This is a genomic window from Pseudomonas sp. PA-1-6B (assembly GCF_021609545.1).
GTDB classification, from domain to species: Bacteria; Pseudomonadota; Gammaproteobacteria; order Pseudomonadales; family Pseudomonadaceae; genus Aquipseudomonas; species Aquipseudomonas fluorescens_BV.
Genome location: NZ_WJZM01000003.1, coordinates 95,244 through 115,947, shown reverse-complemented (window position 1 = coordinate 115,947; position 20,704 = coordinate 95,244). Strand labels below are relative to the sequence as shown.

Genomic DNA, 20,704 nt, shown 5'->3' with positions numbered 1-20,704 from the left:
TTAAACCGAGTGTTTTCAAGCTTTGAAGGAGCGGGTGTCGGATCGGTCCGAGCCAATCCACTCACCCTTTCCTACTTCAAGCTCGCGCAGGCACCGGCAGCGGCGAAGACAGCAGGCGATTGTCGAGCAACCCCAAGCCTTCCTGAAACAGCTGGTTGCTGCGCTCGGTGTCGCCCAATTGGGCCAGCAGGCGAGCCAATTCGGCGCAGGCTTCGGGATTGCGCTGCACTTGCAGGCTGCTTTCCAGATAATCCCGCGCCTTGCCCCACAGACTGTTTTGCAGGCACAGACGGCCCAGCGTCAGCAACAGGCTGGCATCGCCTGGGTGGTCCTTGAGCCAGCCTTCGGCAAACTTCAATTGGCGCGCAGGATCACTGCCGCGCAACAGGCCGTACAACCGGATCAAGTGGCTGTCATAACCGCGCTTGAGAGCACCACGCAGCACTTCTTCGGCCTTGGCATCCGCGCCCAATCGACGCAGTTGGTCGGCATACGCCAACACCAGTTGTGGCTGTTGGCGCTGGGCAGCGGTCAGTTGCTCCCATGCGCGTTCCAAGGACTGCAACCCGGCTTCGCCTTGCTCTTCACGCTGGGCCGCCAGGCTCAGGTTCTCGCCCCAGGCGCGACGCTCCAGCTCGGCCAGTTCATTGGCGGGCAAGACTTTGTCCTTGCGCAGCTCAGGCAGCAGGCGAATCACAGACGACCAATCGCCACGCTGCTGATGCAGGCGTTGCAGTTGTCGCAGCACTTGCGCGTTATGCGGGTGACGCTCATGCATCGCCTGAAGAGTGACCAGCGCGCCTTCCGTATCACCTCGATCCATCTGCAATTGCGCGTGGCTCAAGGCAATGGCCAGTTCGGCCTGGGGCTGGCGCTCCAGAGCGCGCTCCAGCAAGCCGTCGGATTCCTCATAACGGCCCTGTTCATTAGCCGCACGGGCGGCACCGATGTAATACAGCAGCGGCTGACGCTCTGCTTCGGCGGCGCGGTGCAAGTGGCGCTCCGCACTGGCCCAACGTCCCTCGGCGAGGTCCATCTGGCCTTGCTCGATAGCGATCTGAACACGGCGGCTGCGATTGCGCCGTGACCAGGGGTTGACCACGCCACCGGATGTGGTGACCAGGCTCCACAACACGCGGACCAGATAAATCGCCAGGCCGATGGCAAACACCGCCACCAATGTCGCCCACAGGCTTGATTCGTAATGCAGCAGGTGAGGATAGGTAATCAACACGTAGCCGGTGTGCTTCGAAATGCCTACACCCAGGGCCAGGGCGAGCGCAATTGCGAGCACCAGGATCACATAGAAACGCTTCATCAGCTCTACTCCTGGGTCGCCGGTTTGCCAGCCGCGGCCTTGGCTTCGTCGGCCGACAGATGACGACGCTCAAGGTACGCCTGCACAGCGGCCAGGCTCGCGGCCAGGTCAGGCGTGACCACGGACACGGCCTTGGGCTCAAGCTCGGCAATGCGCGCCAGCATCGCCTTGCTCTGCGGGTTGTCCTGGTTGAAGTTGTCCTGCAACACGCTGCGCGCTTCCCCCAACGAGCGGCTGTAGACGGCCGCCTCGCCGTTAAGCGCAGCCCATTGGGCTTGCTCCAGTGCCAGGCTCAAGGCCAGGCGCACTTGGTTCAGGCCTTGGCCTGCCAGCAAGGGACGGATGTTGTCATCCGGGTTGAAGTCGATGCGGAAATAACGGGAGATCTGCTCCCACCACTGGCTCAACTGGTTCTGCGTATCGCTGGTGGGGCGCCCCTGGGAAGCAGGCTCCGTGAGCTGATACTCCGGGGCAATCGCCGCCAGTTGCACCACCTGGTCACGCAAGGCAGCCAATTGCAGGTACAGGCCGGTACGGTCCGGTTGCTCGGTGCTGCGCAGCGCGGCCAGGCTCTTGGCCAATTGCTCCCGTGCAGCGAAAGCCCCTGGGTCGCTCTGCTCGCGAAGAATCTCGTCGGCACCCTGGACCAGCGACTGGGCGCTGTTGATGTCTTGCAAGGCGGACAAACGCAAGCTGGCCAGACGGATCAGATGCTCGGCCTCGGCCAGGCGCCAGTCCTTGCGGCTAGCACCCAACACGGTTTCCAGACGCTGGTTGAGGCGCTGCTGATCACCCTGCAACTGCGTGACCAGGCGGCGACGCTCTTCCAGCTCATCCGCACCCGGCAATTGCGCCAGGCGGGCGGCCAGCTGTTGCTGGCCTTGCTTGAGGCTCTGGGACTGGTCATCCAGGGTCTGCACCTGGCCCAGCTGGTGCTGGCTGCTGGCTTGCAGGGCACGGACCTGCCAGATCCCCCAGCCGCCGGCGGCTACGCCCGCAGCGCCCAACAGCAAGGCGACGACTGCCAGGCCATTGCCACGGCGTGGCGCGCTGACCGGTGTCTCGACCGGCGCATCAAGCGCGGGCTGAGCTTCATCTTTAGGCAAGGCTGTTTCGCTCACGTATCCGTCCTTTGCGTATCAGAGAGTGGGAACGGGATAGCTCCCTAACGCCACTAACAAAGCCGCGGCACTCGCGCCGCGACAATCCACAACTTTTTCTGCACCCGCGGCCCGCGCCATTTCACATACACGCGGGCTGGGCACGAACAACGGCAGCTGTGCCACCTCTGGCCAATCGGGGCCGGCTGACGCGTGCAGGTGTAAAAAACCCTGCCCACTGCTGACCACCAGGCCGTTCAAGCGTTCCAACTGGATGCGTTGCATCAACGCGCCCTTCTCATACACCGGAAGAAAACGCCGATACAATTCCAGGTAATCGACACTAGCACCTTGCTCGCGTAAACGCTCTGCCAGCAACTCACGCCCGCCCTCGCCGCGCAGGATCAACACCCGGCCGCCAGGCTGTGCAATAGCCTCGCGCAAGGCGGGCAGTTCAAGCAAGGCCTCGCTATCGTCGCCAGTGGCGGGATAGTGAACCTTGAGGCCATGATCAGCCAGTATCTGTGCCGTCGCCGCGCCGACACTGAACCAGGGCATTGGCGGCACACAGCCCCCCAACCGCTGCAACGCCAGGCGTGCAGCCGGCTTGCTCACCACGATGACAGCGCAATAGCGCGGCAGCGCGCCGAACACCGCGTGTTGCTCTGCGGTCAGGGGCAAGGCTTCAGTCTCCAGCAAAGGCAGGCAGCTGCTGTGAATGCCGCTCTTGGCCAATAACGCCGCCACGGCCGTCGATTCCTCGGCGGGCCGCGTCAGCAGCACTCGCCATTTGGTCACTGCGGGCCGGCCTCGCCATAGACTTTTTGCAAAATGGCACCCGCGCCTTTTTCCAGCAGTTCCTCGGCGACCTGAATCCCCAGGGCCGTGGCATCACGCTGCGGCCCACGCACCTCGGCGGTCAGCAGGTTACCGCCGTCCGGATCACCGACCAGGCCACGCAGCCACAGGTTCTCACCTTCGAGTACGGCATAGCAGGCGATAGGCACTTGGCAGCCACCGTTGAGGTGTTTGTTCAAGGCACGCTCGGCGGTAACACGCACTTCGGTGTCCGCGTGATCGAGAGGCTTGAGCAGTGCGTGAATTTCGCTGTCGGCGGTGCGACATTCGATGCCGACTGCGCCCTGCCCGCCAGCGGGCAGGCTGTCTTCGACGCTGATGGCCGAGGTGATGCGGTCTTCGAAGCCCAGGCGGATCAGGCCGGCAGCGGCGAGGATGATCGCGTCGTATTCCCCGGCGTCCAGCTTGGCCAGGCGCGTGTTGACGTTGCCACGCAAAAAGCGGATCTGCAGGTCGGGACGCCGCGTCAGCAATTGGGCCTGGCGACGCAGGCTGGAGGTGCCGACGATACTGCCCAGCGGCAGCTCGTCCAGGGACGCGAAGGTGTTGGAAACGAAGGCGTCGCGCGGGTCTTCGCGCTCGCAGATACAAAAAAGGCCCAGGCCTTCAGGGAAGTCCATGGGCACGTCTTTCATCGAATGCACGGCGATGTCGGCTTCGTTGTCCAGCAGCGCAGTTTCCAATTCCTTGACGAACAGGCCCTTGCCGCCGATTTTCGACAGTGGCGAGTCCAGCAGCTTGTCGCCACGACTGACCATGGGCACCAGGGAGACCTTGAGGCCGGGATGGGCCTGCTCAAGGCGTGCTTTGACGTATTCGGCCTGCCACAAGGCCAAGGCGCTTTTACGGGTGGCGATGCGGATTTCGCGAGAGGACATGGATCAATCCGTACTGAATAGATACGGCGGATAATAACAGCTCAGGCAAATACGCTTTGATTTGAATCAGCAAGTGCGGGGCCTCCCTGGCCACGTCGCACCGGCATAAGGAATGCAGACCGCGCCGCAGCCCTTGGGCTAAAGCTGCTGCATCATTTTGCGCACGCCAGCGACATGGCGTCGGCTGACAATCAACGCATCGCCATTGAGCCCCTTCAGGAATAGCTGAAAGTGCCCCAGAGGCGTGCGCTGCAGGCGCTCGATGCGTTCACGGGCGACCAGCGCGTTGCGATGAATGCGCACGAAACGCTCGCCAAACTCGTCTTCAAGCGCCTTGAGCGGCTCATCGAGCAACACCTCACCGGTCTCGTGGCGCAAGGTCACGTATTTGTGATCGGCAATAAAGTAGACCACCTGGCCGAGTGGGATCAGTTCGATGCCCTTGCGGGTACGCGCGCTGATATGGCTGCGTGGCCCGTTACCACTTTGCGCAGCCGGTTGCGTCAAGGCAGCCAGTTGGGCGCGGCTGGGACGCTCGGCTTTTTTCAAGGCTTTGAGCAAGGCCTCGGCAGTGGCCGGTTTGACGAGAAAACTGACACCGCTGTCTTCCAGCGCCTGTGCAGAAAACTCATCCTGCGCCGCACACAACACCACGGCAGGCGGCGATTCGCGTTCGCTCAAGCGGGCGGCGACCTGCAGGCCATCAAAGCCCGGCATGCGGATATCGAGCAGCACTACATCGGGCTTGTGGCTGTCGATCAGCGTCAACGCCTCCTCGCCGCTGGTGGCACTCGGTTCAAGGACTGTATAACCCTCGAGTTCACTGACCAGACGGCTCAGTCGCTCGCGGGCTTGGGGTTCGTCATCAACGATCAGGACATTCATATTGCGCTGGATTCCTGCGTGAGTCTCGCACAAGGATAGCGTAGACAGGTGCGGTGACTGACGTCACAGCGATCCACGCTAAGACTAGCGCGAGCGGCAAAAAGTGCCCTGAGAATGGCACCCAAATTTACCCGGACCTGTTCAATAGCGCCCAAGACCCGCTGCATTCGGGCATCGTCGTAGGGTTCACTGATAAACAATCCGAATACCCCCCTGTTTAATGGATAGTCTGGTTATGACCGCATCACCCGACTTTGGTGCATTCACACACTATCAGTCCAACTGTAGACGCTCACTGAGGCGACATTGCTCAATCGTCAAATATCGTTTCAATAAGTACCTGTCACCAGTCTCGTCCCGGATGCGATCGGCGGCAAGGCACTTAGCCATCTCTTACACAAATAAAATTGCCGACCACCCGCAGCACCGCCTCCACGGGCAACCCTGTTATGATCGCCGGTACACCTTCATGCCTCTTTTAAGCAGATCACGAGCGAATCCATGAGCACCGACAAGACCAACCAGTCCTGGGGCGGCCGCTTCAGTGAACCCGTCGACGCCTTCGTCGCGCGCTTCACCGCCTCCGTCACCTTCGATCAACGCCTGTACCGCCACGACATCATGGGCTCCATCGCCCACGCTACGATGCTGGCCAAGGTCGGCGTACTGACCGACGCGGAGCGTGACAGCATCATCGACGGCCTGACCACCATCCGCGGTGAGATCGAGGCAGGGACGTTCGACTGGCGCGTCGACCTCGAAGACGTGCACATGAACATCGAGGCACGTCTCACTGATCGCATCGGCGTGACCGGCAAAAAACTGCACACCGGCCGTAGCCGTAACGACCAGGTCGCCACCGATATCCGCCTGTGGCTGCGCGATGAGATCGACCTGATCCTGGGCGAAATCACCCGCCTGCAAAAAGGCTTGCTGGAGCAGGCCGAGCGTGAATCGGACACCATCATGCCCGGCTTCACCCACCTGCAGACCGCACAACCCGTGACCTTCGGCCACCACCTGCTGGCCTGGTTCGAAATGCTCAGCCGCGACTACGAACGCCTGGTCGATTGCCGCAAGCGCGCCAACCGCATGCCGCTGGGCAGCGCTGCACTGGCCGGCACCACCTACCCGATCGACCGTGAGTACACCGCACAACTGCTGGGCTTTGACGCCGTGGGAGGCAATTCTTTGGACGGCGTGTCGGACCGTGACTTCGCCATTGAATTCTGCGCCGCCGCCAGCATCGCGATGATGCACCTGTCGCGCTTCTCCGAAGAGCTGGTGCTATGGACCAGCGCGCAATTCCAGTTCATCGACCTGCCGGACCGCTTCTGCACCGGCAGCTCGATCATGCCGCAAAAGAAAAACCCCGACGTGCCAGAGCTGGTGCGTGGCAAGAGCGGCCGTGTGTTTGGCGCGCTGATGGGCCTGCTGACCCTGATGAAAGGTCAACCACTGGCCTACAACAAGGACAACCAGGAAGACAAGGAACCGCTCTTCGACGCCGCCGACACCCTGCGCGACTCGCTGCGCGCCTTTGCCGACATGATCCCGGCGATCAAGCCCAAGCACGCGATCATGCGTGAAGCAGCACTGCGCGGGTTCTCCACCGCGACCGACCTGGCGGATTACCTGGTGCGCCGTGGCCTGCCGTTCCGTGACTGCCACGAAATCGTTGGCCACGCCGTGAAGTACGGGGTGGACACCGGCAAGGACCTTGCGGAAATGAGCCTGGAAGAACTGCGCCAGTTCAGCGATCAGATCGAGCAGGATGTGTTTGCCGTGCTGACCCTGGAAGGCTCGGTGAATGCCCGTAACCATGTGGGCGGCACTGCGCCGGCACAGGTCAAGGCGGCGGTCGTGCGCGGCAAAGAATTGCTCGCCAGCCGCTAAAAGCATCGCAGGCAAGCCAGCTCCCACACTTGATTGGGTTCACACATCAAAATGTGGGAGCGGGCTTGCCCGCGATGGCGCCCTTACAGAAGCCAAAGGTTTATTTCTTGGCCGCAATCATCGCCATGAACGCCGGCATCGCCGCCTGCCTGTCCACCTCTACCTTCTGCGCATTGGGCATCTCATTCAGGCGTGCCAACAATGCCTTCGCCTTCGGCAACTGCTCCAGCAGGTCCAGCCCAAACAGCTTCTCGCCCACACCGCAGGCCAGGTTCAGGCTGTACATGAAATACAGGTCCGCGAGGGTAAAGCTCTCCCCTGCCACATAAGGCGCAAACTTAGCGTGCCGGCCTAACGTACCCATCCCAAGCAGCAGCTCGGCCCTGGATTTTTCCTTGATCGCCTCCGGCACCGTCATGCCGAAAAAAGCCTCGGCGTAACACGCCCGCGCAGGCAGTTCGATGTACAGCTCGATCTCACGGCACAACGCCAACACCTGAGCCCGCGCAAACGGGTCGGCGGGCAACAGCGCCGGGCCTTCCTGGCTCTGCTCGAGGTATTCGAGGATGACGCTGGTTTCGTTGATGAACCCCTGCTTCACACCCAGCACCGGCACTTTGCCGCGGGGGCTTAACGCCAAAGCTTCTGGGGTTTGACCGGCATAAAAAGGCACCTCTTCGAAGGGCCGTCCTTTCTCCAACAGCGCCAGCTTGACCATGTTGTAGTAGTTGCTGACCGAAAATCCGTAAAGCTTGAGCATCGCAAAGCCTCCAGGCCGGGTATGGGGTTGGCTGCAAGAGTTATAGATCCTCGAGGGCACCCTGACCAGCAGCATCACCCACCTGAATGGGGGTAGACTGACGCCCTTTCCTTGAGGAGCCTGCCATGAGCGAGCCGACCGATATCGACAACGACGAAGAAGAATTCACCGAGACCACGCTGATCGAAGCCATCGAGAACCAGATCGAGAGCGATAACCCGCCAGCGGCCAAGGCTACGTTCAACAAACTGACCCTGGTGGGTTACGAGCGCGAAGATATCCTGAATATGATGGCTCACGTGTTGGCGTTCGAGATCGATGCCATGCTCGAAGATGACCGCGCCTTCAATACCGAGTGGTATGAAACGGCGCTGCGGGCACTGCCCGAGCTGCCGCCGGAAAAGGAATAACCCCGGCACGCAGCAACACGCTGGACAGTTCGGCAAAGTGCGTTCACCTTATGGCCTGCTAGCCTCTAATAAATTTTAGAAAGTCTGGAGTCCTTATGTCGTATACCCCTGAGTTGGTTGCCGAACTGGAAATCCTTGTACTCTTTCCCTTGGACAGCACCAAGGAAGGCTTGAAAGTCCATCAGACTGCCGCCCCTACTGCCATCGCCGCTGCCAAGCGCCTCCATGCCAAAGGGCTGATCGACCAACCGGACGGGGGCTACCTGACGAGCCTTGGCCGGGACGCTGCCGAGCAAGCCCAAACCCTGCTGACCATCCTCACCACTGCCAGCACCAAAGAAGCCGCCTGATACCTGATACGGCCCATGGAGTCCGCCGCCTGCGGATTCCGCGGGCATTGCTGCGCGGCATACAGAATTCTGACGCCAAAAAGCCATTTCCCTCTAAAACTCCTACGCTACTGTCTGTAAACTCCTGCATGGCAGCCCGCGTCGGGCCCTGCGAGCCAACGAGTTCGACATGACCCCCACCCATGAAATCCGCCCCGATCTGGACGAAGGCATCGACCGCAAGGTGCTGACCCAACTGCGCGCGCGTTTCATGACCCTCAATCAAGGCCGCATGTCCCGGGCCGTCGAGGGGCTGACGCCACGTCAGCAAAGCGTGCTGGCCTTGTTGCCGCTGTTTTTCCACGTCAATCACCCACTCTTGCCGGGCTATGTCTCTAGCAGCACGCCGGCCGGGCTGTCGAATTTCGAACCGGACGCCCTGGCCCTGGCAGATGCCCAGCGCCTGACCCGTTCGTTCTCCTATAAACCGCGCCACGGCAACCCGCCTACGCCGATCCACGGCTTGTTCCTGATGGGCAGCCTTGGCACCCTGGCCCAGGCCGATCAAAGCGATATGGACGTGTGGGTGTGCCACGCTCCCGACCTGAGCGAAACCGAGCTGGCCGAGCTGCGCAAAAAGTGCCAACTGCTGGAAACCTGGGCCTTGGGCATGGGCGCCGAAGCGCATTTCTTCCTGATCGACCCGACGCGCTTTGTGTTGGGTGATCGCGATACCCAACTGAGTTCCGACGACTGCGGCACCACCCAGCACTACCTGCTGTTGGATGAGTTCTATCGCACCGCGATCTGGCTGGCCGGGCGCACGCCCATCTGGTGGCTGGTGCCGGTCTACGAAGAAAGCCGCTACGCCGAATTTACTCACACCCTGGTGTCCAAGCGTTTTATCCGCACCGATGAAACCCTCGACCTCGGCCATCTGGCTCATATTCCTCCGGGGGAGTTTATTGGTGCCGGGCTGTGGCAACTGTTCAAGGGCATCGAGTCGCCCTACAAGTCGGTGCTCAAGCTGCTGCTGACCGAGGTCTATGCCAGCGAACACCCGAACGTGCACTGCCTGAGCCTGCGCTTCAAACAGGCGGTGTTCAGCCATCAGGTAGACCTGGATGAGCTGGACCCGTACATCATGGTCTACCGCCGTATCGAGGAGTACCTCAAGGCCCGCAACGAGCTGGAGCGCCTGGAATTGGTGCGGCGCAGCCTGTACCTGAAGGTCAACCGCAAGCTCAGCGCCGGCCAGCGCACCGCCGGTTGGCAACGGCAGCTGCTGGAACGCCTGGCGCATGAGTGGGGCTGGGACACGCGTCAACTGGCCCTGCTGGACAGCCGCAGCCAATGGAAAGTGCGCCAGGTCGCCTCCGAGCGCCGTGCTCTGGTCAATGAGTTGAACTACAGCTACCGCTTCCTCACCCAGTTCACCCGCAGCGAACAGACCGCCAGCGCGGTCAATAAGCGCGAGCTCAATGTACTGGGCCGCCGCTTGTACGCGGCGTTCGAGCGCAAGGCCGGCAAGGTCGAGTTCATCAACCCTGGCATCGCCCCTGACCTGGCCGAAGATACCTTGACTCTGGTGCAGTCGCCCAACCGCAAGGAGCCGGGCCAACACCATTGGGGCCTGTATAACGGCAACCTTACCGCTCTCGAATGGGAACACTTTGCACCGATCAAACGCAGCCGCGACCTGCTGGAAATGCTCACCTGGTGCCATCGCAACGGCGTGATCGACAGCAGCACCCGCCTGGCGCTGCACCCCGGCACCAGTGACATGACCGAGTTCGAGCTGTTCAACCTGCTGGGCAGCCTGCAACAGACCATCACCCTGCCCCTGGCCAGTGTCGACGAGGTCCGCTTGCTGCGCCCGGCAGTGCCAGAAGAGGTGCTGCTGCTGATCAACGTCGGGGTTGACCCGCTCAAGCATCATCGCGACCTGAATATCCTGATGACCACGGAGCGCACCGACTCCCTGAGCTATGCCGGCGTGCGCGACAACCTGGTGCTGACTCTGGACCAAGTCACGCTCAACAGTTGGAACGAAGTAATGGTCAGCCGCTATGACGGCCCGCACGCCCTGCTCGACTGCCTGCGCGACTACCTCAACCAACTGCCCTCGAACCATCTGCCACGCCTGCGAGTGCGTTGTTTTTGCCACAACCGGGCACAGTTCATTGCCCAGCGGGTGGAAGAGGTATTCGACACCGCGCAGCATCTGCTGCTCGGCCAGGGCAATCATCGCTACCTGCTCCAGGTGCAGCAGCATTATCACGTCATGGAACTGGTACCGGGCCAGGCCACCCATGTGTCACTGCCGACCCAGGACGCGCTGATCGCCTACCTCAGCGAGGAGCTGGTCAGCTATAGCCCGTGGCACCTGGACGCCATGGCCTTGGAAGACCACGACCTGGCGCTGCTGCTGCCCATGGGCCAAGCCGAGTGTGTGCAGGTGTTCTACCGAGTCAATGAAGGCTTCACCGACGTCTACGTGCTCGACGAATTCAACGCGCTCTGGCAACAGCGTTTGCCGTTTCATGATGAGCAAAGCCTGTTGGCGCCGTTGCAGCGCTTTTTGCAATCGATCCTGTATCGCCGCGAAGCACTATCGTCCCTGGACACCCAGCAACCCGCGGGCGAGATACAGATTCTATATTACCAACTGTTGCCATCGGGCAACGGCCGGGCGCGGGGCGTGGAGCCACGACCGGCCCCGCAAGACCCGGCCAACAAGGCGTTTTATGACGTGCAGGCCATCATCGGTAAGGGCGCGCCAGGCCAGGTAGGGATCACCCTGTACTGCAATCAGCGGGAGTTTTCCGAACTGGAATTTGGCGACCAGCTGTTTGCGGTGGTCGCCCGGGAGATCGTCGGGCAACGTCGGGAAACCGAGCGTTACCGCGGCTATATCACTGACCTGGATCTGTCGGGGCTGCTCGGTGATGTGCAAAGCCCAAGCAATCTGTACCTGCGCTATAAAGCCGAACTGGAACAGTCACTCAATGCGGCCTTGGATCAGGTTTAGAGCGGGAAGGCGCCGCCATCTTTGGGCTGGCCTTCGACGTTGAGCAATTCCAGCTTGAGGGTCTTGCCGCCTGGCGCCGGCCAGTCGATGTGCTGGCCCACTTGCAGGCCAAGCAATGCGCTGCCCACGGGTGCCATGATCGAAATCTTGCCTTCGTCGGCGTTCGCGTGCTTGGGGTAGACCAGCGTCAGGTGATAGTCCTTGCCGCTGCTTTGTTCACGGCAATGCACGCTGGAATTCATGGTCACGACACCCGCAGGCACTTCATCGTGACCAACCACGTCTTCGGCGCGGTCGAGTTCGGCTTGCAACGCTTCGACGCCGGGAAACTCGTCGCCCAAGCGGTCGATCAGTTGCTCCAGACGCTGCACGTCAAGACGGGTAAGAATGATGGACGGTGCGGTGGTCATGATTCAGGCAGACTCCTTTTTTCTGCACAAAAAAGCAAAACCCCGCCAGGAAAAGGCGGGGTTCTCACGGACCTCGATGAATGGAGGTGTATCCGGACACTACCACAGCGACACAAATAAACAAGACGCCGTCAGGTGCTCGCCTTGCGCTGCTCGGCCTCGGCGCAGATCACCCGGCGCCGCGCATCGTCGGCAGAGCGCCATTCCCGGATGTCTTCCACATGGCGAAAGCAGCCAAGGCAGACTTTCCGCTCGTCCAGGCGACACAAACTGATACAAGGTGACGGCACCGCCGGGCTGACATTGCTGAACAGCGGCTTGGGCGGGCGTACGGCTACAGGCTCACTCACCATCAGATCTCGTCGAAATCCAGCTCGACGCCGGTGTATTCCTGAACCAGGCGCATGAGCATCTCACCCAGCAACTCTTCACTCTTGTCGCACTGCCATTTGCCGCTTTCTTCATCGTAGTCGAAGTGAACGCCACCGGAGCGCGCCGCCAGCCACAACTGACGCAGCGGCTCCTGGCGACTGAAGATCAATTGCTGGCCGCTTTCGAACTTGACCGTCAGCACACCGGCCGAGCTTTCCAGGTCCACGTCCAGGCCGCTGTCGTCGAAAATATCTTCCAGCTTCTCTTGGGTGGCATCCACCAGGTCGTGAAAACGGGCTTCGGTCAAACTCATTGTGGCAACCTCAAAAGTGTCTGGTTTTGCTCAAGCGCCGCACGATACGGGCGAGCTTCGCCGATTGCAAAGGATACTGATTTCATCACGGATGACGGTACGAAATATCCCCAGGCATCGTAGCCTGCTTCCCTACTGTCTCGGCAAACCCCCGCCGGACGGGTGGTGCGGCGCATAGGCAAGCTGGCGGGTGGTCGGTATACTCGGGCGCAATTAATGCATATTCAAGGATTTCGCCATGAAGCGCCTGATCTCTTCCCTTGCTGCGCTCGTCGCGGTCGCTTGCCTCGTTAGTGCCTGTGGCCAGAAAGGCCCGCTGTACCTGCCGGATGACAGCAAAGATCCAAACGAACAGGCGCAATCGTCGCAAAAGCCGTCAAAAGCCCATAAGCACGACACCTACTAAGTTAAGGGAAACTTATGGACGCTTTTAACTACCGGGACGGCGAGCTGTTCGCGGAAGGCGTGGCCTTGTCCGCGATTGCCCAGCGCTTCGGCACCCCGACCTATGTGTACTCGCGTGCGCATATCGAAGCTCAATACCGCTCGTTCACCGACGCCCTCGACGGCGTGCCGCACCTGGTGTGCTACGCAGTCAAGGCCAACTCCAACCTGGGTGTACTGAATGTCCTGGCGCGCCTGGGCGCCGGTTTCGACATCGTGTCCCGTGGCGAGCTGGAACGCGTACTGGCCGCCGGCGGCCAGGCTGACAAGATCGTGTTCTCCGGGGTCGGCAAGAGCCGCGATGATATGCGCCGTGCCCTGGAAGTCGGCGTACATTGCTTCAACGTCGAATCCACCGACGAACTGGAGCGCCTGCAAGTCGTTGCCGCCGAAATGGGCGTTCGCGCGCCGATCTCCCTGCGCGTCAACCCGGATGTCGACGCCGGCACCCACCCGTACATTTCCACCGGTCTCAAAGAGAACAAGTTCGGCATTGCCATCGCCGACGCCGAGGACGTGTACATCCGCGCCGCCCAACTGCCGAACCTGGAAGTGCTGGGTGTCGACTGCCATATCGGCTCGCAACTGACTACCCTGCCACCGTTCCTGGATGCCCTCGACCGCCTGCTGGCCTTGATCGACCGTCTGGGCGAGTGCGGCATCTACCTGCACCACATCGACCTCGGTGGTGGCGTGGGTGTGCGCTATCGCGATGAAGAGCCGCCGCTGATTGCCGACTATATCCAAGCCGTGCGCGAACGCATCGAAGGCCGCGACCTGACGCTGATGTTCGAGCCGGGCCGCTACATCGTCGCCAACGCTGGCGTGTTGCTGACCCAGGTCGAGTACCTCAAGCACACCGAACACAAGGATTTCGCCATCGTCGATGCGGCGATGAACGACCTGATCCGCCCAGCGCTGTACCAGGCCTGGATGGATGTCACCGCCGTGACGCCGCGTAAAAGCGACGCCCGCGCCTATGACATCGTCGGGCCCATCTGCGAGACCGGCGACTTCCTGGCCAAGGATCGTGAGTTGGCGCTTGAAGAAGGTGATTTGCTGGCCGTGCATTCGGCCGGTGCCTACGGGTTTGTCATGAGTTCCAACTACAACACCCGCGGGCGCACCGCCGAGGTGCTGGTGGACGGTGATCAAGCATTTGAAGTGCGTCGCCGCGAGACGGTAGCCGAGTTGTATGCTGGCGAAAGCCTGCTGCCGGAGTAAGCCATGCTGCTGCGTTTTACCAAAATGCACGGGCTGGGTAATGATTTCATGGTCCTCGACCTGGTCAGCCAGCACGCGCACATCCTGCCCAAGCACGCCAAACAGTGGGGCGATCGCCACACCGGGATCGGTTTCGACCAGTTGCTGCTGGTCGAGGCGCCGAGCAACCCGGAGGTGGATTTCCGTTACCGGATCTTCAACTCCGACGGTTCCGAAGTGGAACAGTGCGGCAACGGCGCGCGCTGCTTTGCGCGCTTTGTGCTCGACAAACGCCTGACTGCCAAACGCCAGATTCGCGTCGAAACCAAGGGCGGCGTGATCGAACTGGACATCCGCAATGATGGCCAGATCAGCGTCAACATGGGCGCCCCACGCCTGGTGCCGGCGGATATTCCGTTCCAGGCCACCGAGCAGGCCCTCAGTTACCCACTGGACGTGGATGGCAAAACCGTGGAGGTCGCCGCTGTGTCCATGGGCAACCCCCATGCGGTGCTGCGAGTCACCGACATCAATAACGCCCCCGTGCATGAACTGGGGCCGAAGATCGAACATCACCCGCGCTTTCCGGCACGGGTCAATGTGGGCTTCCTGCAGGTGATCGACCGTAACCGTGCGCAATTGCGGGTATGGGAACGCGGCGCCGGCGAAACCCAGGCTTGCGGCACCGGTGCTTGCGCCGCTGCCGTGGCCGCGATCAGCCAGGGGTGGATGGATTCGCCACTGTTGATCGACCTGCCCGGCGGACGTTTGTCCATCGAATGGGCAGGCCCTGGCCACCCGGTGATGATGACCGGGCCAGCCACGCGTGTATACGAAGGACAGGTCCGTCTATGAGTGAGCCAAGCTAATGACCGATAAGCCTCAAGTACCCGCACACGCTACCCCGAGTGAAAGCCTGGAGGCCGCTGCTGTCGCGGCGTACCTTGAGGCTAACCCGGACTTCTTCGTCGAGCACGAAGAACTGCTGCCGGCCTTGCGCATTCCCCACCAGCGCGGCGATACCGTGTCGCTGGTGGAGCGGCAGATGAAGATCCTGCGCGAGCGCAACATTGAAATGCGCCACCGGCTCTCTCATCTGATGGACGTGGCCCGCGACAACGACCGCTTGTTCGACAAGACCCGCCGCCTGATTCTGGCCCTGATGGATGCCGCCAGCCTGGAAGAAACGGTGATCGCCGTGGAAGACAGCCTGCGCGAGGATTTCCAGGTGCCCTTCGTCAGCCTGATCCTGTTCAGCGATAACCCGATGCCGGTGGGGCGCTGGGTCACAGGTGGCGAAGCGCAGACAGCCATCGGTGGCCTTCTGTCCGAAGGCAAGACTGTCAGCGGCACCTTGCGCGAGCATGAGCTGGACTTCCTGTTTGGCGCCGAACAGCGCAAGCAGATCGGCTCTACGGCCGTTATCGCCCTCAGCCATCAAGGCTTGCACGGGGTATTGGCCATCGCCAGCCGCGACCCGGCGCACTACAAAAGCTCGGTGGGCACGTTGTTCCTGACCTATATCGCCGAAGTGCTGGGCCGCGTCCTGCCACGCCACACCACCACCCTGCGCGCGGTGCGCTGATCATGGAGCGGCAACTGGACGCTTACTGCGCTCACCTGCGCAATGAGCGCCAGGTGTCGTCCCACACGCTGGAAGCTTATCGGCGGGACTTGAACAAGGTCCTGGCCTATTGCGAAAAACAGCACGTCAGCAGTTGGAAGGCCCTGGATATCCAGGCCCTGCGCAGCCTGATCGCCCGGTTGCACCAACAGGGCCAATCCTCCCGCAGCCTGTCTCGCCTGCTATCGGCGGTGCGCGGCCTCTATCACTACCTCAATCGCGAAGGCCTGTGCGACCACGACCCGGCCAATGGCCTGTCACCGCCCAAAGGCGAACGGCGCCTGCCCAAGACCCTGGACACAGACCGCGCCCTGCAATTGCTCGACGGTGCCGTCGAGGATGACTTCCTGGCTCATCGCGACCAGGCAATCCTCGAGCTGTTCTATTCCTCGGGCCTGCGCCTGTCGGAGCTGACGGGGCTGAACCTCGATCAGCTGGACCTCGCCGATGGCCTGGTGCAAGTGCTCGGCAAAGGCAGCAAGACGCGCGTACTGCCCGTGGGCAGGAAAGCCCGCGAAGCCTTGCAGCTATGGCTGCCGCTACGTCTCTTGACCAACCCGGCAGACGATGCCGTGTTTGTCAGCCAGCAAGGCCGGCGCCTGGGGCCGCGGGCGATTCAACTGCGGGTCAAGGCTGCCGGCGAGCGCGAGCTGGGGCAGAATCTGCACCCGCACATGTTGCGTCATTCCTTTGCCAGCCACCTGCTCGAATCCTCCCAGGACCTGCGCGCCGTGCAGGAGCTGCTCGGGCACTCGGATATCAAGACCACGCAAATCTACACCCACCTCGACTTCCAGCACCTGGCAACGGTGTACGACAGCGCCCATCCACGGGCCAAACGCATCAAGGGCGGCGACTCATGAGTATCAAGCTGATCACCTTCGACCTGGACGACACCCTCTGGGACAACGTACCCGTCATCATCAGCGCCGAAGCGTCGATGCGCGACTGGCTGGCGACCCACGCGTCCAAGGTCGGCGAGCTGCCCCTTGAGCATTTTGCCAGCCTGCGCCAGCAGGTGCTGCAGCGTCATCCCGAACTCAAACACCGTATCAGCCTGCTGCGTCATCGCGTGTTGATGCATGCGTTCGAGGAGGCCGGTTATCCCCAGCCTGAGGCCACAGAGATGGCGGATGTCTGCTTCGAAGCGTTCATCCACGCACGCCACCAACTCACCGTGTTTCCGGAAGCCGAGCCGATGCTCAAGGCGCTGCGCCAGCACTTCCTGCTCGGCGTGATCACCAATGGCAATGCCGATGTGCAGCGTGTGGGCCTGGCGGACTACTTTCACTTTGCCCTGCGCGCTGAAGATATCGGCATCGCCAAGCCGGATGCACGGCTGTTTCATGAAGCACTGCAGCGTGGCGGTGTGGACGCCAGCGCGGCAGTGCATGTGGGCGATCATCCTGGGGATGACATCGCCGGCGCGCAGCAGGCGGGACTGCGGGCAGTGTGGTTCAACCCCACGGGCAAGGCCTGGGAGGGTGACAAGCGCCCGGATGCGCAAATTCGCAGCCTGACGGAGTTACCGCCACTGCTGAGTCGCTGGAGCTAACACTGACCCCAATGTGGGAGCTGGCTTGCCTGCGATAGCGGTGGATCAGTCAACACAGGGCTCTCAGATAGACCGCTATCGCAGGCAAGCCAGCTCCCACAGGGTATTGCAGCAAACCGGTAAATTGCTCCAGGCATGAAAAAGCCCGCAGCGACGGCGGGCTTTTTCTTACAAGCAGGAGGCAGACCTCAGATAGGTCGGCTGCCGTACTTGTTATCCGGCTTCTTCGGTGGATCAGCCACCACGTTGGCCTCGACTTCCTGCACTTTGCCGCCTTTAGCGAGGAACTCTTCCATCGCACGCGCCAGGGCATCGCGCTCTTTGTTCTTGGCTTCAACGCTCGGCAACTCGTCTACCGACACAGCCGCCTTGGCTTTGCCTTTGGCTTTGGGAGCCGCGTCATCGCCAACACTGTCATCGACGTCCTCAGCAACGTCTTCGGCCGCAACTTCAAGACCGTCTTCGGTGTCGTCTTCATCACCTACTTCGAGGTCGTCTTGTTCCAGATCATCGTCGCTCATGTTCTACCTCATGACTTGCGAAAAGCAGATTAGTTATAGCCCAGCTTCACCCTCTGTCGAGGTTGCCGGAAAAAAATCAACATCCACTGGATCACCAGTGGCTTACGCCCCTTCACCATGCAAGGTGGCGAGGACTTTACGAGCACCGCCATGATCACGGTGCTCGCCCAGATAAACACCTTGCCAGGTCCCTATCGCCAAGCGGCCGGCCTTGACCGGCAAACTCAGCTGGCAACCCAGCAGACTGGCCTTGAAGTGCGCCGGCAGATCATCCGGACCTTCGTCGTTATGTTCAAACCCTGCGCGACCTTGTGGCACCAGCAGGTTGAAAAAACGCTCGAAGTCACGGCGAACCGCCGGGTCGGCATTCTCGTTGACGGTCAACGAGGCCGAGGTGTGCTGCAGCCACAGATGCAACAGGCCCACACGGCACGCCCTCAATTCAGGCAAGCCGGCAAGCAACTCGTCCGTTACCAAGTGAAAGCCCCGGGGCTTGGCCCGCAGGGTAATCAGGGTCTGTTGCCACATACAGTTCTCCGCCCATCGGCGCGCATTCTAGCGCGCTCTGGGAAAAAACAAAGTGCCTAATACGCCTTCATGCCTGTAAGACATTTGCACCCTTAAAAGTGCAGTGTGGATCCCATCACAAAGTCGATAAAAAACCCATGCACCTTTAGCCACAGACAAACGCCGGGCAAAAAAATGCCCGGCAAGCCGGGCATGTTTTTTTCGCGTAGTTACAAGTTGTAGCCGCGCTCGTTGTGTTGCGCCAGGTCGAGGCCGACCGCCTCTTCTTCTTCGGTGACACGCAGGCCCATGACCATGTCGAGCACCTTGAGGATGACGTAGGTCACAATCGCCGTGTAGATCACGGTGAAGCCCACGCCTTTGCACTGGATCCAGACCTGGGCCGCGATGTCGGTCACGGTGCCGAAGCCGCCCAGAGCAGGAGCTGCGAACACACCGGTGAGGATCGCACCGACGATACCGCCAATACCGTGCACGCCGAAAGCGTCCAGGGAGTCGTCATAACCCAGCTTGCGCTTGAGGCTGGTCGCGCAGAAGAAGCACACCACACCGGCGACCAGACCAATCACCAGGGCGCCCATCGGGCCCACGGTGCCAGCCGCTGGTGTCACGGCGACGAGGCCGGCGACCACGCCCGAGGCGATACCCAGTGCGCTTGGCTTGCCGTGGGTGATCCACTCGGCAAACATCCAGCCCAGGGCCGCAGCTGCGGTAGCGATTTGAGTTACCAGCATCGCCATGCCCGCGGTGCCGTTGGCCGCCGCAGCGGAACCGGCGTTGAAGCCAAACCAGCCGATCCACAGCATGGCCGCGCCCACCAGGGTATAGCCCAGGTTATGCGGGGCCATCGGGGTGGTGGGGAAACCTTTGCGCTTGCCGAGCACGATGCACGCCACCAGGCCAGCCACACCTGCGTTGATGTGCACAACGGTGCCGCCAGCGAAGTCCAGCACACCCCAGTCCCACATCAGGCCGCCATTGCCGCTCCAGACCATGTGCGCAATCGGCGCATAGACCAGGGTGAACCAGATAGCCATGAAGATCAGCATCGCGGAGAACTTCATACGCTCAGCGAAAGCACCGACGATCAGCGCCGGAGTAATGATGGCAAAGGTCATCTGGAAGGTGATGAACACGGCTTCCGGAAACAGCGCCGCCGGCCCGGTGATGCTGGCCGGGGTGACACCCGCCAGGAACGCCTTGCCCATGCCGCCGAAGAAGGAATTGAAGTTGACCACACCTTGTTCCATACCGGTGGTATCGAACGCGATGCTGTAGCCGTAGACGACCCACAGGATGCTGATCAGGCCAGTGATGGCGAAACACTGCATCATCACCGACAGAATATTCTTGGAGCGGACCATGCCGCCGTAGAACAGCGCCAGGCCAGGGATGGTCATGAACAGCACCAGCGCGGTGGCGGTAAGCATCCAGGCGGTGTCGCCGGAATTGAGGACTGGAGCAGCCACTTCATCTGCCGCCATGGCCAGGCTTGGCATTACGATGGACAGCAGGGCTCCGAGCCCTGCGAATTTACGCAGAGTCATATTGTTTTCTCCTGGGGCGTTGGGGTTTGGCGGCTTAGATTGCGTCGGTATCGGTTTCGCCGGTACGGATGCGAATAGCCTGTTCCAGATTGACCACGAAGATCTTGCCGTCACCGATCTTGCCGGTGTTGGCCGCCTTGGTTATCGCCTCGATAACCCGGTCAAGATCCTTGTCGTCAATGGCGACATCGATCTTCACCTTCGGCAGGAAATCGACCACGTATTCCGCGCCGCGATACAGCTCGGTATGACCCTTCTGCCGACCGAAGCCCTTGACCTCAGTAACGGTAATGCCCTGCACGCCGATCTCGGACAGTGACTCGCGTACATCGTCCAACTTGAACGGCTTGATGATGGCAGTGACTAGCTTCATGAAAACTCTCTCCCGAATTTGGTGGACTTGCCCCAGGAAAACAAACCCGTCTCAAGTCTAAGCGCAGTGCCTGGCTTTGTAACGCATCGTCGCCTCGGCATTTGCCGTCGCGACGCCAGCGAACCACTGGTGACGAGCCCTGTACCCGGATCCGTCGGCGCACTGCATTCGTCACAGCGACTGCATCAGTGCATGGGTCATGATCGTCTAAGCAGAAACCTTGCCAGCTCCGTAAAAACCACCGAAATCAATCCTTTGCCCGCTTATGCCCACCTACGGGGCGCCTGCGCGGCCGCAATGCGCATCAAAACAGTGCGCAGCCGCCCGCCCCAATGCGCGAAAACCGTGC

The 20,704-nt window shown here is 61.1% G+C and carries 23 protein-coding genes; 10 read left to right on the top strand and 13 right to left on the bottom strand.

Features of this window, described 5'->3' with window-relative positions; translation table 11 throughout:
- Positions 1-76 precede the first annotated feature (76 nt).
- From GIV35_RS03050 to GIV35_RS03030, 5 genes are all read right to left on the bottom strand, one after another.
- Positions 77-1,318: a heme biosynthesis protein HemY gene (locus GIV35_RS03050; RefSeq protein ID WP_105228939.1), complete on the bottom strand. Its 1,242-nt coding sequence runs from the start codon at positions 1,316-1,318 to the stop codon at positions 77-79.
- 5 nt (positions 1,319-1,323) lie between these two features.
- Positions 1,324-2,439, bottom strand: coding sequence for a uroporphyrinogen-III C-methyltransferase (locus GIV35_RS03045; protein WP_034129042.1), 1,116 nt, complete (start codon positions 2,437-2,439; stop codon positions 1,324-1,326).
- Positions 2,440-2,457: 18 nt separating this feature from the next.
- Complete coding sequence (locus GIV35_RS03040; protein WP_236264216.1) at positions 2,458-3,216, bottom strand: uroporphyrinogen-III synthase; 759 nt, start codon at positions 3,214-3,216, stop codon at positions 2,458-2,460.
- On the bottom strand, positions 3,213-4,154 hold the full coding sequence (gene hemC, locus GIV35_RS03035; protein ID WP_060766321.1) for a hydroxymethylbilane synthase: 942 nt from the start codon (positions 4,152-4,154) through the stop codon (positions 3,213-3,215). The genes GIV35_RS03040 and hemC overlap by 4 nt, the downstream gene beginning before the upstream one ends.
- 138 nt (positions 4,155-4,292) lie before the next feature.
- Positions 4,293-5,039 carry a LytR/AlgR family response regulator transcription factor gene (locus GIV35_RS03030; RefSeq protein WP_003195394.1) on the bottom strand — a complete coding sequence of 249 codons (747 nt, stop codon included), beginning with the start codon at positions 5,037-5,039 and terminating at the stop codon, positions 4,293-4,295.
- Between the two features lie 501 nt (positions 5,040-5,540).
- On the opposite strand from GIV35_RS03030, the gene argH reads away from it, so the two are divergent.
- The gene (gene argH / locus GIV35_RS03025) at positions 5,541-6,935 is read left to right on the top strand and encodes an argininosuccinate lyase (protein ID WP_003195396.1); all 1,395 of its coding nucleotides are present in this window, start codon (positions 5,541-5,543) and stop codon (positions 6,933-6,935) included.
- Positions 6,936-7,035: 100 nt separating this feature from the next.
- Here the strand turns inward: argH and GIV35_RS03020 are convergent, their stop codons facing one another.
- On the bottom strand, positions 7,036-7,695 hold the full coding sequence (locus GIV35_RS03020; RefSeq protein ID WP_236264215.1) for a glutathione S-transferase family protein: 660 nt from the start codon (positions 7,693-7,695) through the stop codon (positions 7,036-7,038).
- A 125-nt stretch (positions 7,696-7,820) separates the two neighbouring features.
- Here GIV35_RS03020 and GIV35_RS03015 point away from each other — a divergent pair, with 125 nt between their 5' ends.
- From GIV35_RS03015 to GIV35_RS03005, 3 genes are all read left to right on the top strand, one after another.
- A complete protein-coding gene (locus GIV35_RS03015) occupies positions 7,821-8,105 on the top strand; it encodes a hypothetical protein (protein WP_223022906.1) in 285 nt (94 codons plus the stop codon).
- A 95-nt stretch (positions 8,106-8,200) separates the two neighbouring features.
- On the top strand, positions 8,201-8,455 hold the full coding sequence (locus GIV35_RS03010; protein WP_003195403.1) for a TIGR02647 family protein: 255 nt from the start codon (positions 8,201-8,203) through the stop codon (positions 8,453-8,455).
- Between the two features lie 169 nt (positions 8,456-8,624).
- On the top strand, positions 8,625-11,465 hold the full coding sequence (locus GIV35_RS03005) for a class I adenylate cyclase (protein ID WP_236264213.1): 2,841 nt from the start codon (positions 8,625-8,627) through the stop codon (positions 11,463-11,465).
- Here the strand turns inward: GIV35_RS03005 and rnk are convergent.
- From rnk to cyaY, 3 genes are all read right to left on the bottom strand, one after another.
- On the bottom strand, positions 11,462-11,875 hold the full coding sequence (gene rnk / locus GIV35_RS03000; protein WP_105228943.1) for a nucleoside diphosphate kinase regulator: 414 nt from the start codon (positions 11,873-11,875) through the stop codon (positions 11,462-11,464). The genes GIV35_RS03005 and rnk overlap by 4 nt on opposite strands.
- A 131-nt stretch (positions 11,876-12,006) precedes the next feature.
- Positions 12,007-12,228, bottom strand: coding sequence for a DUF1289 domain-containing protein (locus GIV35_RS02995; RefSeq protein WP_186353363.1), 222 nt, complete (start codon positions 12,226-12,228; stop codon positions 12,007-12,009).
- Positions 12,228-12,560 (bottom strand): iron donor protein CyaY, encoded by a 333-nt coding sequence (gene cyaY, locus GIV35_RS02990; protein WP_034129050.1) that lies wholly within the window; start codon positions 12,558-12,560, stop codon positions 12,228-12,230. The genes GIV35_RS02995 and cyaY overlap by 1 nt, the downstream gene beginning before the upstream one ends.
- A gap of 238 nt (positions 12,561-12,798) precedes the next feature.
- Between cyaY and lptM the strand changes: the two genes are divergently transcribed.
- Genes lptM through GIV35_RS02960 form a run of 6 tightly spaced genes read left to right on the top strand, consistent with a single transcriptional unit; the run spans position 12,799 to position 17,386 of the window.
- Positions 12,799-12,966 (top strand): LPS translocon maturation chaperone LptM, encoded by a 168-nt coding sequence (gene lptM / locus GIV35_RS02985; protein ID WP_003195417.1) that lies wholly within the window; start codon positions 12,799-12,801, stop codon positions 12,964-12,966.
- 14 nt (positions 12,967-12,980) lie between these two features.
- Positions 12,981-14,228, top strand: a complete 1,248-nt coding sequence (gene lysA / locus GIV35_RS02980; protein ID WP_236264211.1) for a diaminopimelate decarboxylase — start codon at positions 12,981-12,983, stop codon at positions 14,226-14,228.
- A gap of 3 nt (positions 14,229-14,231) precedes the next feature.
- Complete coding sequence (dapF, locus tag GIV35_RS02975; RefSeq protein ID WP_060766884.1) at positions 14,232-15,062, top strand: diaminopimelate epimerase; 831 nt, start codon at positions 14,232-14,234, stop codon at positions 15,060-15,062.
- 13 nt (positions 15,063-15,075) lie between these two features.
- Positions 15,076-15,792, top strand: a complete 717-nt coding sequence (locus tag GIV35_RS02970; protein WP_054896015.1) for a DUF484 family protein — start codon at positions 15,076-15,078, stop codon at positions 15,790-15,792.
- A 2-nt stretch (positions 15,793-15,794) separates the two neighbouring features.
- On the top strand, positions 15,795-16,694 hold the full coding sequence (gene xerC, locus GIV35_RS02965; protein ID WP_014720459.1) for a tyrosine recombinase XerC: 900 nt from the start codon (positions 15,795-15,797) through the stop codon (positions 16,692-16,694).
- Positions 16,691-17,386 (top strand): HAD family hydrolase, encoded by a 696-nt coding sequence (locus GIV35_RS02960; RefSeq protein WP_105228945.1) that lies wholly within the window; start codon positions 16,691-16,693, stop codon positions 17,384-17,386. The genes xerC and GIV35_RS02960 overlap by 4 nt, the downstream gene beginning before the upstream one ends.
- 188 nt (positions 17,387-17,574) lie before the next feature.
- On the opposite strand, the gene sutA is transcribed toward GIV35_RS02960, so the two are convergent.
- The 4 genes from sutA to glnK all read right to left on the bottom strand — a co-directional run bounded on the left by sutA (position 17,575) and on the right by glnK (position 20,355).
- The gene (sutA, locus tag GIV35_RS02955; protein WP_014720461.1) at positions 17,575-17,907 is read right to left on the bottom strand and encodes a transcriptional regulator SutA; all 333 of its coding nucleotides are present in this window, start codon (positions 17,905-17,907) and stop codon (positions 17,575-17,577) included.
- A gap of 102 nt (positions 17,908-18,009) precedes the next feature.
- Positions 18,010-18,435, bottom strand: a complete 426-nt coding sequence (locus GIV35_RS02950; RefSeq protein ID WP_034129056.1) for a secondary thiamine-phosphate synthase enzyme YjbQ — start codon at positions 18,433-18,435, stop codon at positions 18,010-18,012.
- Positions 18,436-18,644: 209 nt separating this feature from the next.
- Positions 18,645-19,982 (bottom strand): ammonium transporter, encoded by a 1,338-nt coding sequence (locus tag GIV35_RS02945; protein ID WP_020302863.1) that lies wholly within the window; start codon positions 19,980-19,982, stop codon positions 18,645-18,647.
- 34 nt (positions 19,983-20,016) lie between these two features.
- Positions 20,017-20,355, bottom strand: coding sequence for a P-II family nitrogen regulator (gene glnK, locus GIV35_RS02940; RefSeq protein ID WP_002555808.1), 339 nt, complete (start codon positions 20,353-20,355; stop codon positions 20,017-20,019).
- Positions 20,356-20,704: the final 349 nt, after the last annotated feature.

Bases quoted from the DNA above. Each gene is read 5' to 3' on its own strand.
- GIV35_RS03050 (WP_105228939.1), bottom strand. From the start codon at position 1,318: ATGAAGCGTTTCTATGTGATCCTGGTGCTCGCAATTGCGCTCGCCCTG.
- hemC (WP_060766321.1), bottom strand. From the start codon at position 4,154: ATGTCCTCTCGCGAAATCCGCATCGCCACCCGTAAAAGCGCCTTGGCC.
- GIV35_RS03030 (WP_003195394.1), bottom strand. From the start codon at position 5,039: ATGAATGTCCTGATCGTTGATGACGAACCCCAAGCCCGCGAGCGACTG.
- argH (WP_003195396.1), top strand. From the start codon at position 5,541: ATGAGCACCGACAAGACCAACCAGTCCTGGGGCGGCCGCTTCAGTGAA.
- GIV35_RS03020 (WP_236264215.1), bottom strand. From the start codon at position 7,695: ATGCTCAAGCTTTACGGATTTTCGGTCAGCAACTACTACAACATGGTC.
- GIV35_RS03015 (WP_223022906.1), top strand. From the start codon at position 7,821: ATGAGCGAGCCGACCGATATCGACAACGACGAAGAAGAATTCACCGAG.
- GIV35_RS03010 (WP_003195403.1), top strand. From the start codon at position 8,201: ATGTCGTATACCCCTGAGTTGGTTGCCGAACTGGAAATCCTTGTACTC.
- GIV35_RS03005 (WP_236264213.1), top strand. From the start codon at position 8,625: ATGACCCCCACCCATGAAATCCGCCCCGATCTGGACGAAGGCATCGAC.
- rnk (WP_105228943.1), bottom strand. From the start codon at position 11,875: ATGACCACCGCACCGTCCATCATTCTTACCCGTCTTGACGTGCAGCGT.
- GIV35_RS02995 (WP_186353363.1), bottom strand. From the start codon at position 12,228: ATGGTGAGTGAGCCTGTAGCCGTACGCCCGCCCAAGCCGCTGTTCAGC.
- cyaY (WP_034129050.1), bottom strand. From the start codon at position 12,560: ATGAGTTTGACCGAAGCCCGTTTTCACGACCTGGTGGATGCCACCCAA.
- lptM (WP_003195417.1), top strand. From the start codon at position 12,799: ATGAAGCGCCTGATCTCTTCCCTTGCTGCGCTCGTCGCGGTCGCTTGC.
- lysA (WP_236264211.1), top strand. From the start codon at position 12,981: ATGGACGCTTTTAACTACCGGGACGGCGAGCTGTTCGCGGAAGGCGTG.
- dapF (WP_060766884.1), top strand. From the start codon at position 14,232: ATGCTGCTGCGTTTTACCAAAATGCACGGGCTGGGTAATGATTTCATG.
- GIV35_RS02970 (WP_054896015.1), top strand. From the start codon at position 15,076: ATGACCGATAAGCCTCAAGTACCCGCACACGCTACCCCGAGTGAAAGC.
- xerC (WP_014720459.1), top strand. From the start codon at position 15,795: ATGGAGCGGCAACTGGACGCTTACTGCGCTCACCTGCGCAATGAGCGC.
- GIV35_RS02960 (WP_105228945.1), top strand. From the start codon at position 16,691: ATGAGTATCAAGCTGATCACCTTCGACCTGGACGACACCCTCTGGGAC.
- sutA (WP_014720461.1), bottom strand. From the start codon at position 17,907: ATGAGCGACGATGATCTGGAACAAGACGACCTCGAAGTAGGTGATGAA.
- GIV35_RS02950 (WP_034129056.1), bottom strand. From the start codon at position 18,435: ATGTGGCAACAGACCCTGATTACCCTGCGGGCCAAGCCCCGGGGCTTT.
- GIV35_RS02945 (WP_020302863.1), bottom strand. From the start codon at position 19,982: ATGACTCTGCGTAAATTCGCAGGGCTCGGAGCCCTGCTGTCCATCGTA.
- glnK (WP_002555808.1), bottom strand. From the start codon at position 20,355: ATGAAGCTAGTCACTGCCATCATCAAGCCGTTCAAGTTGGACGATGTA.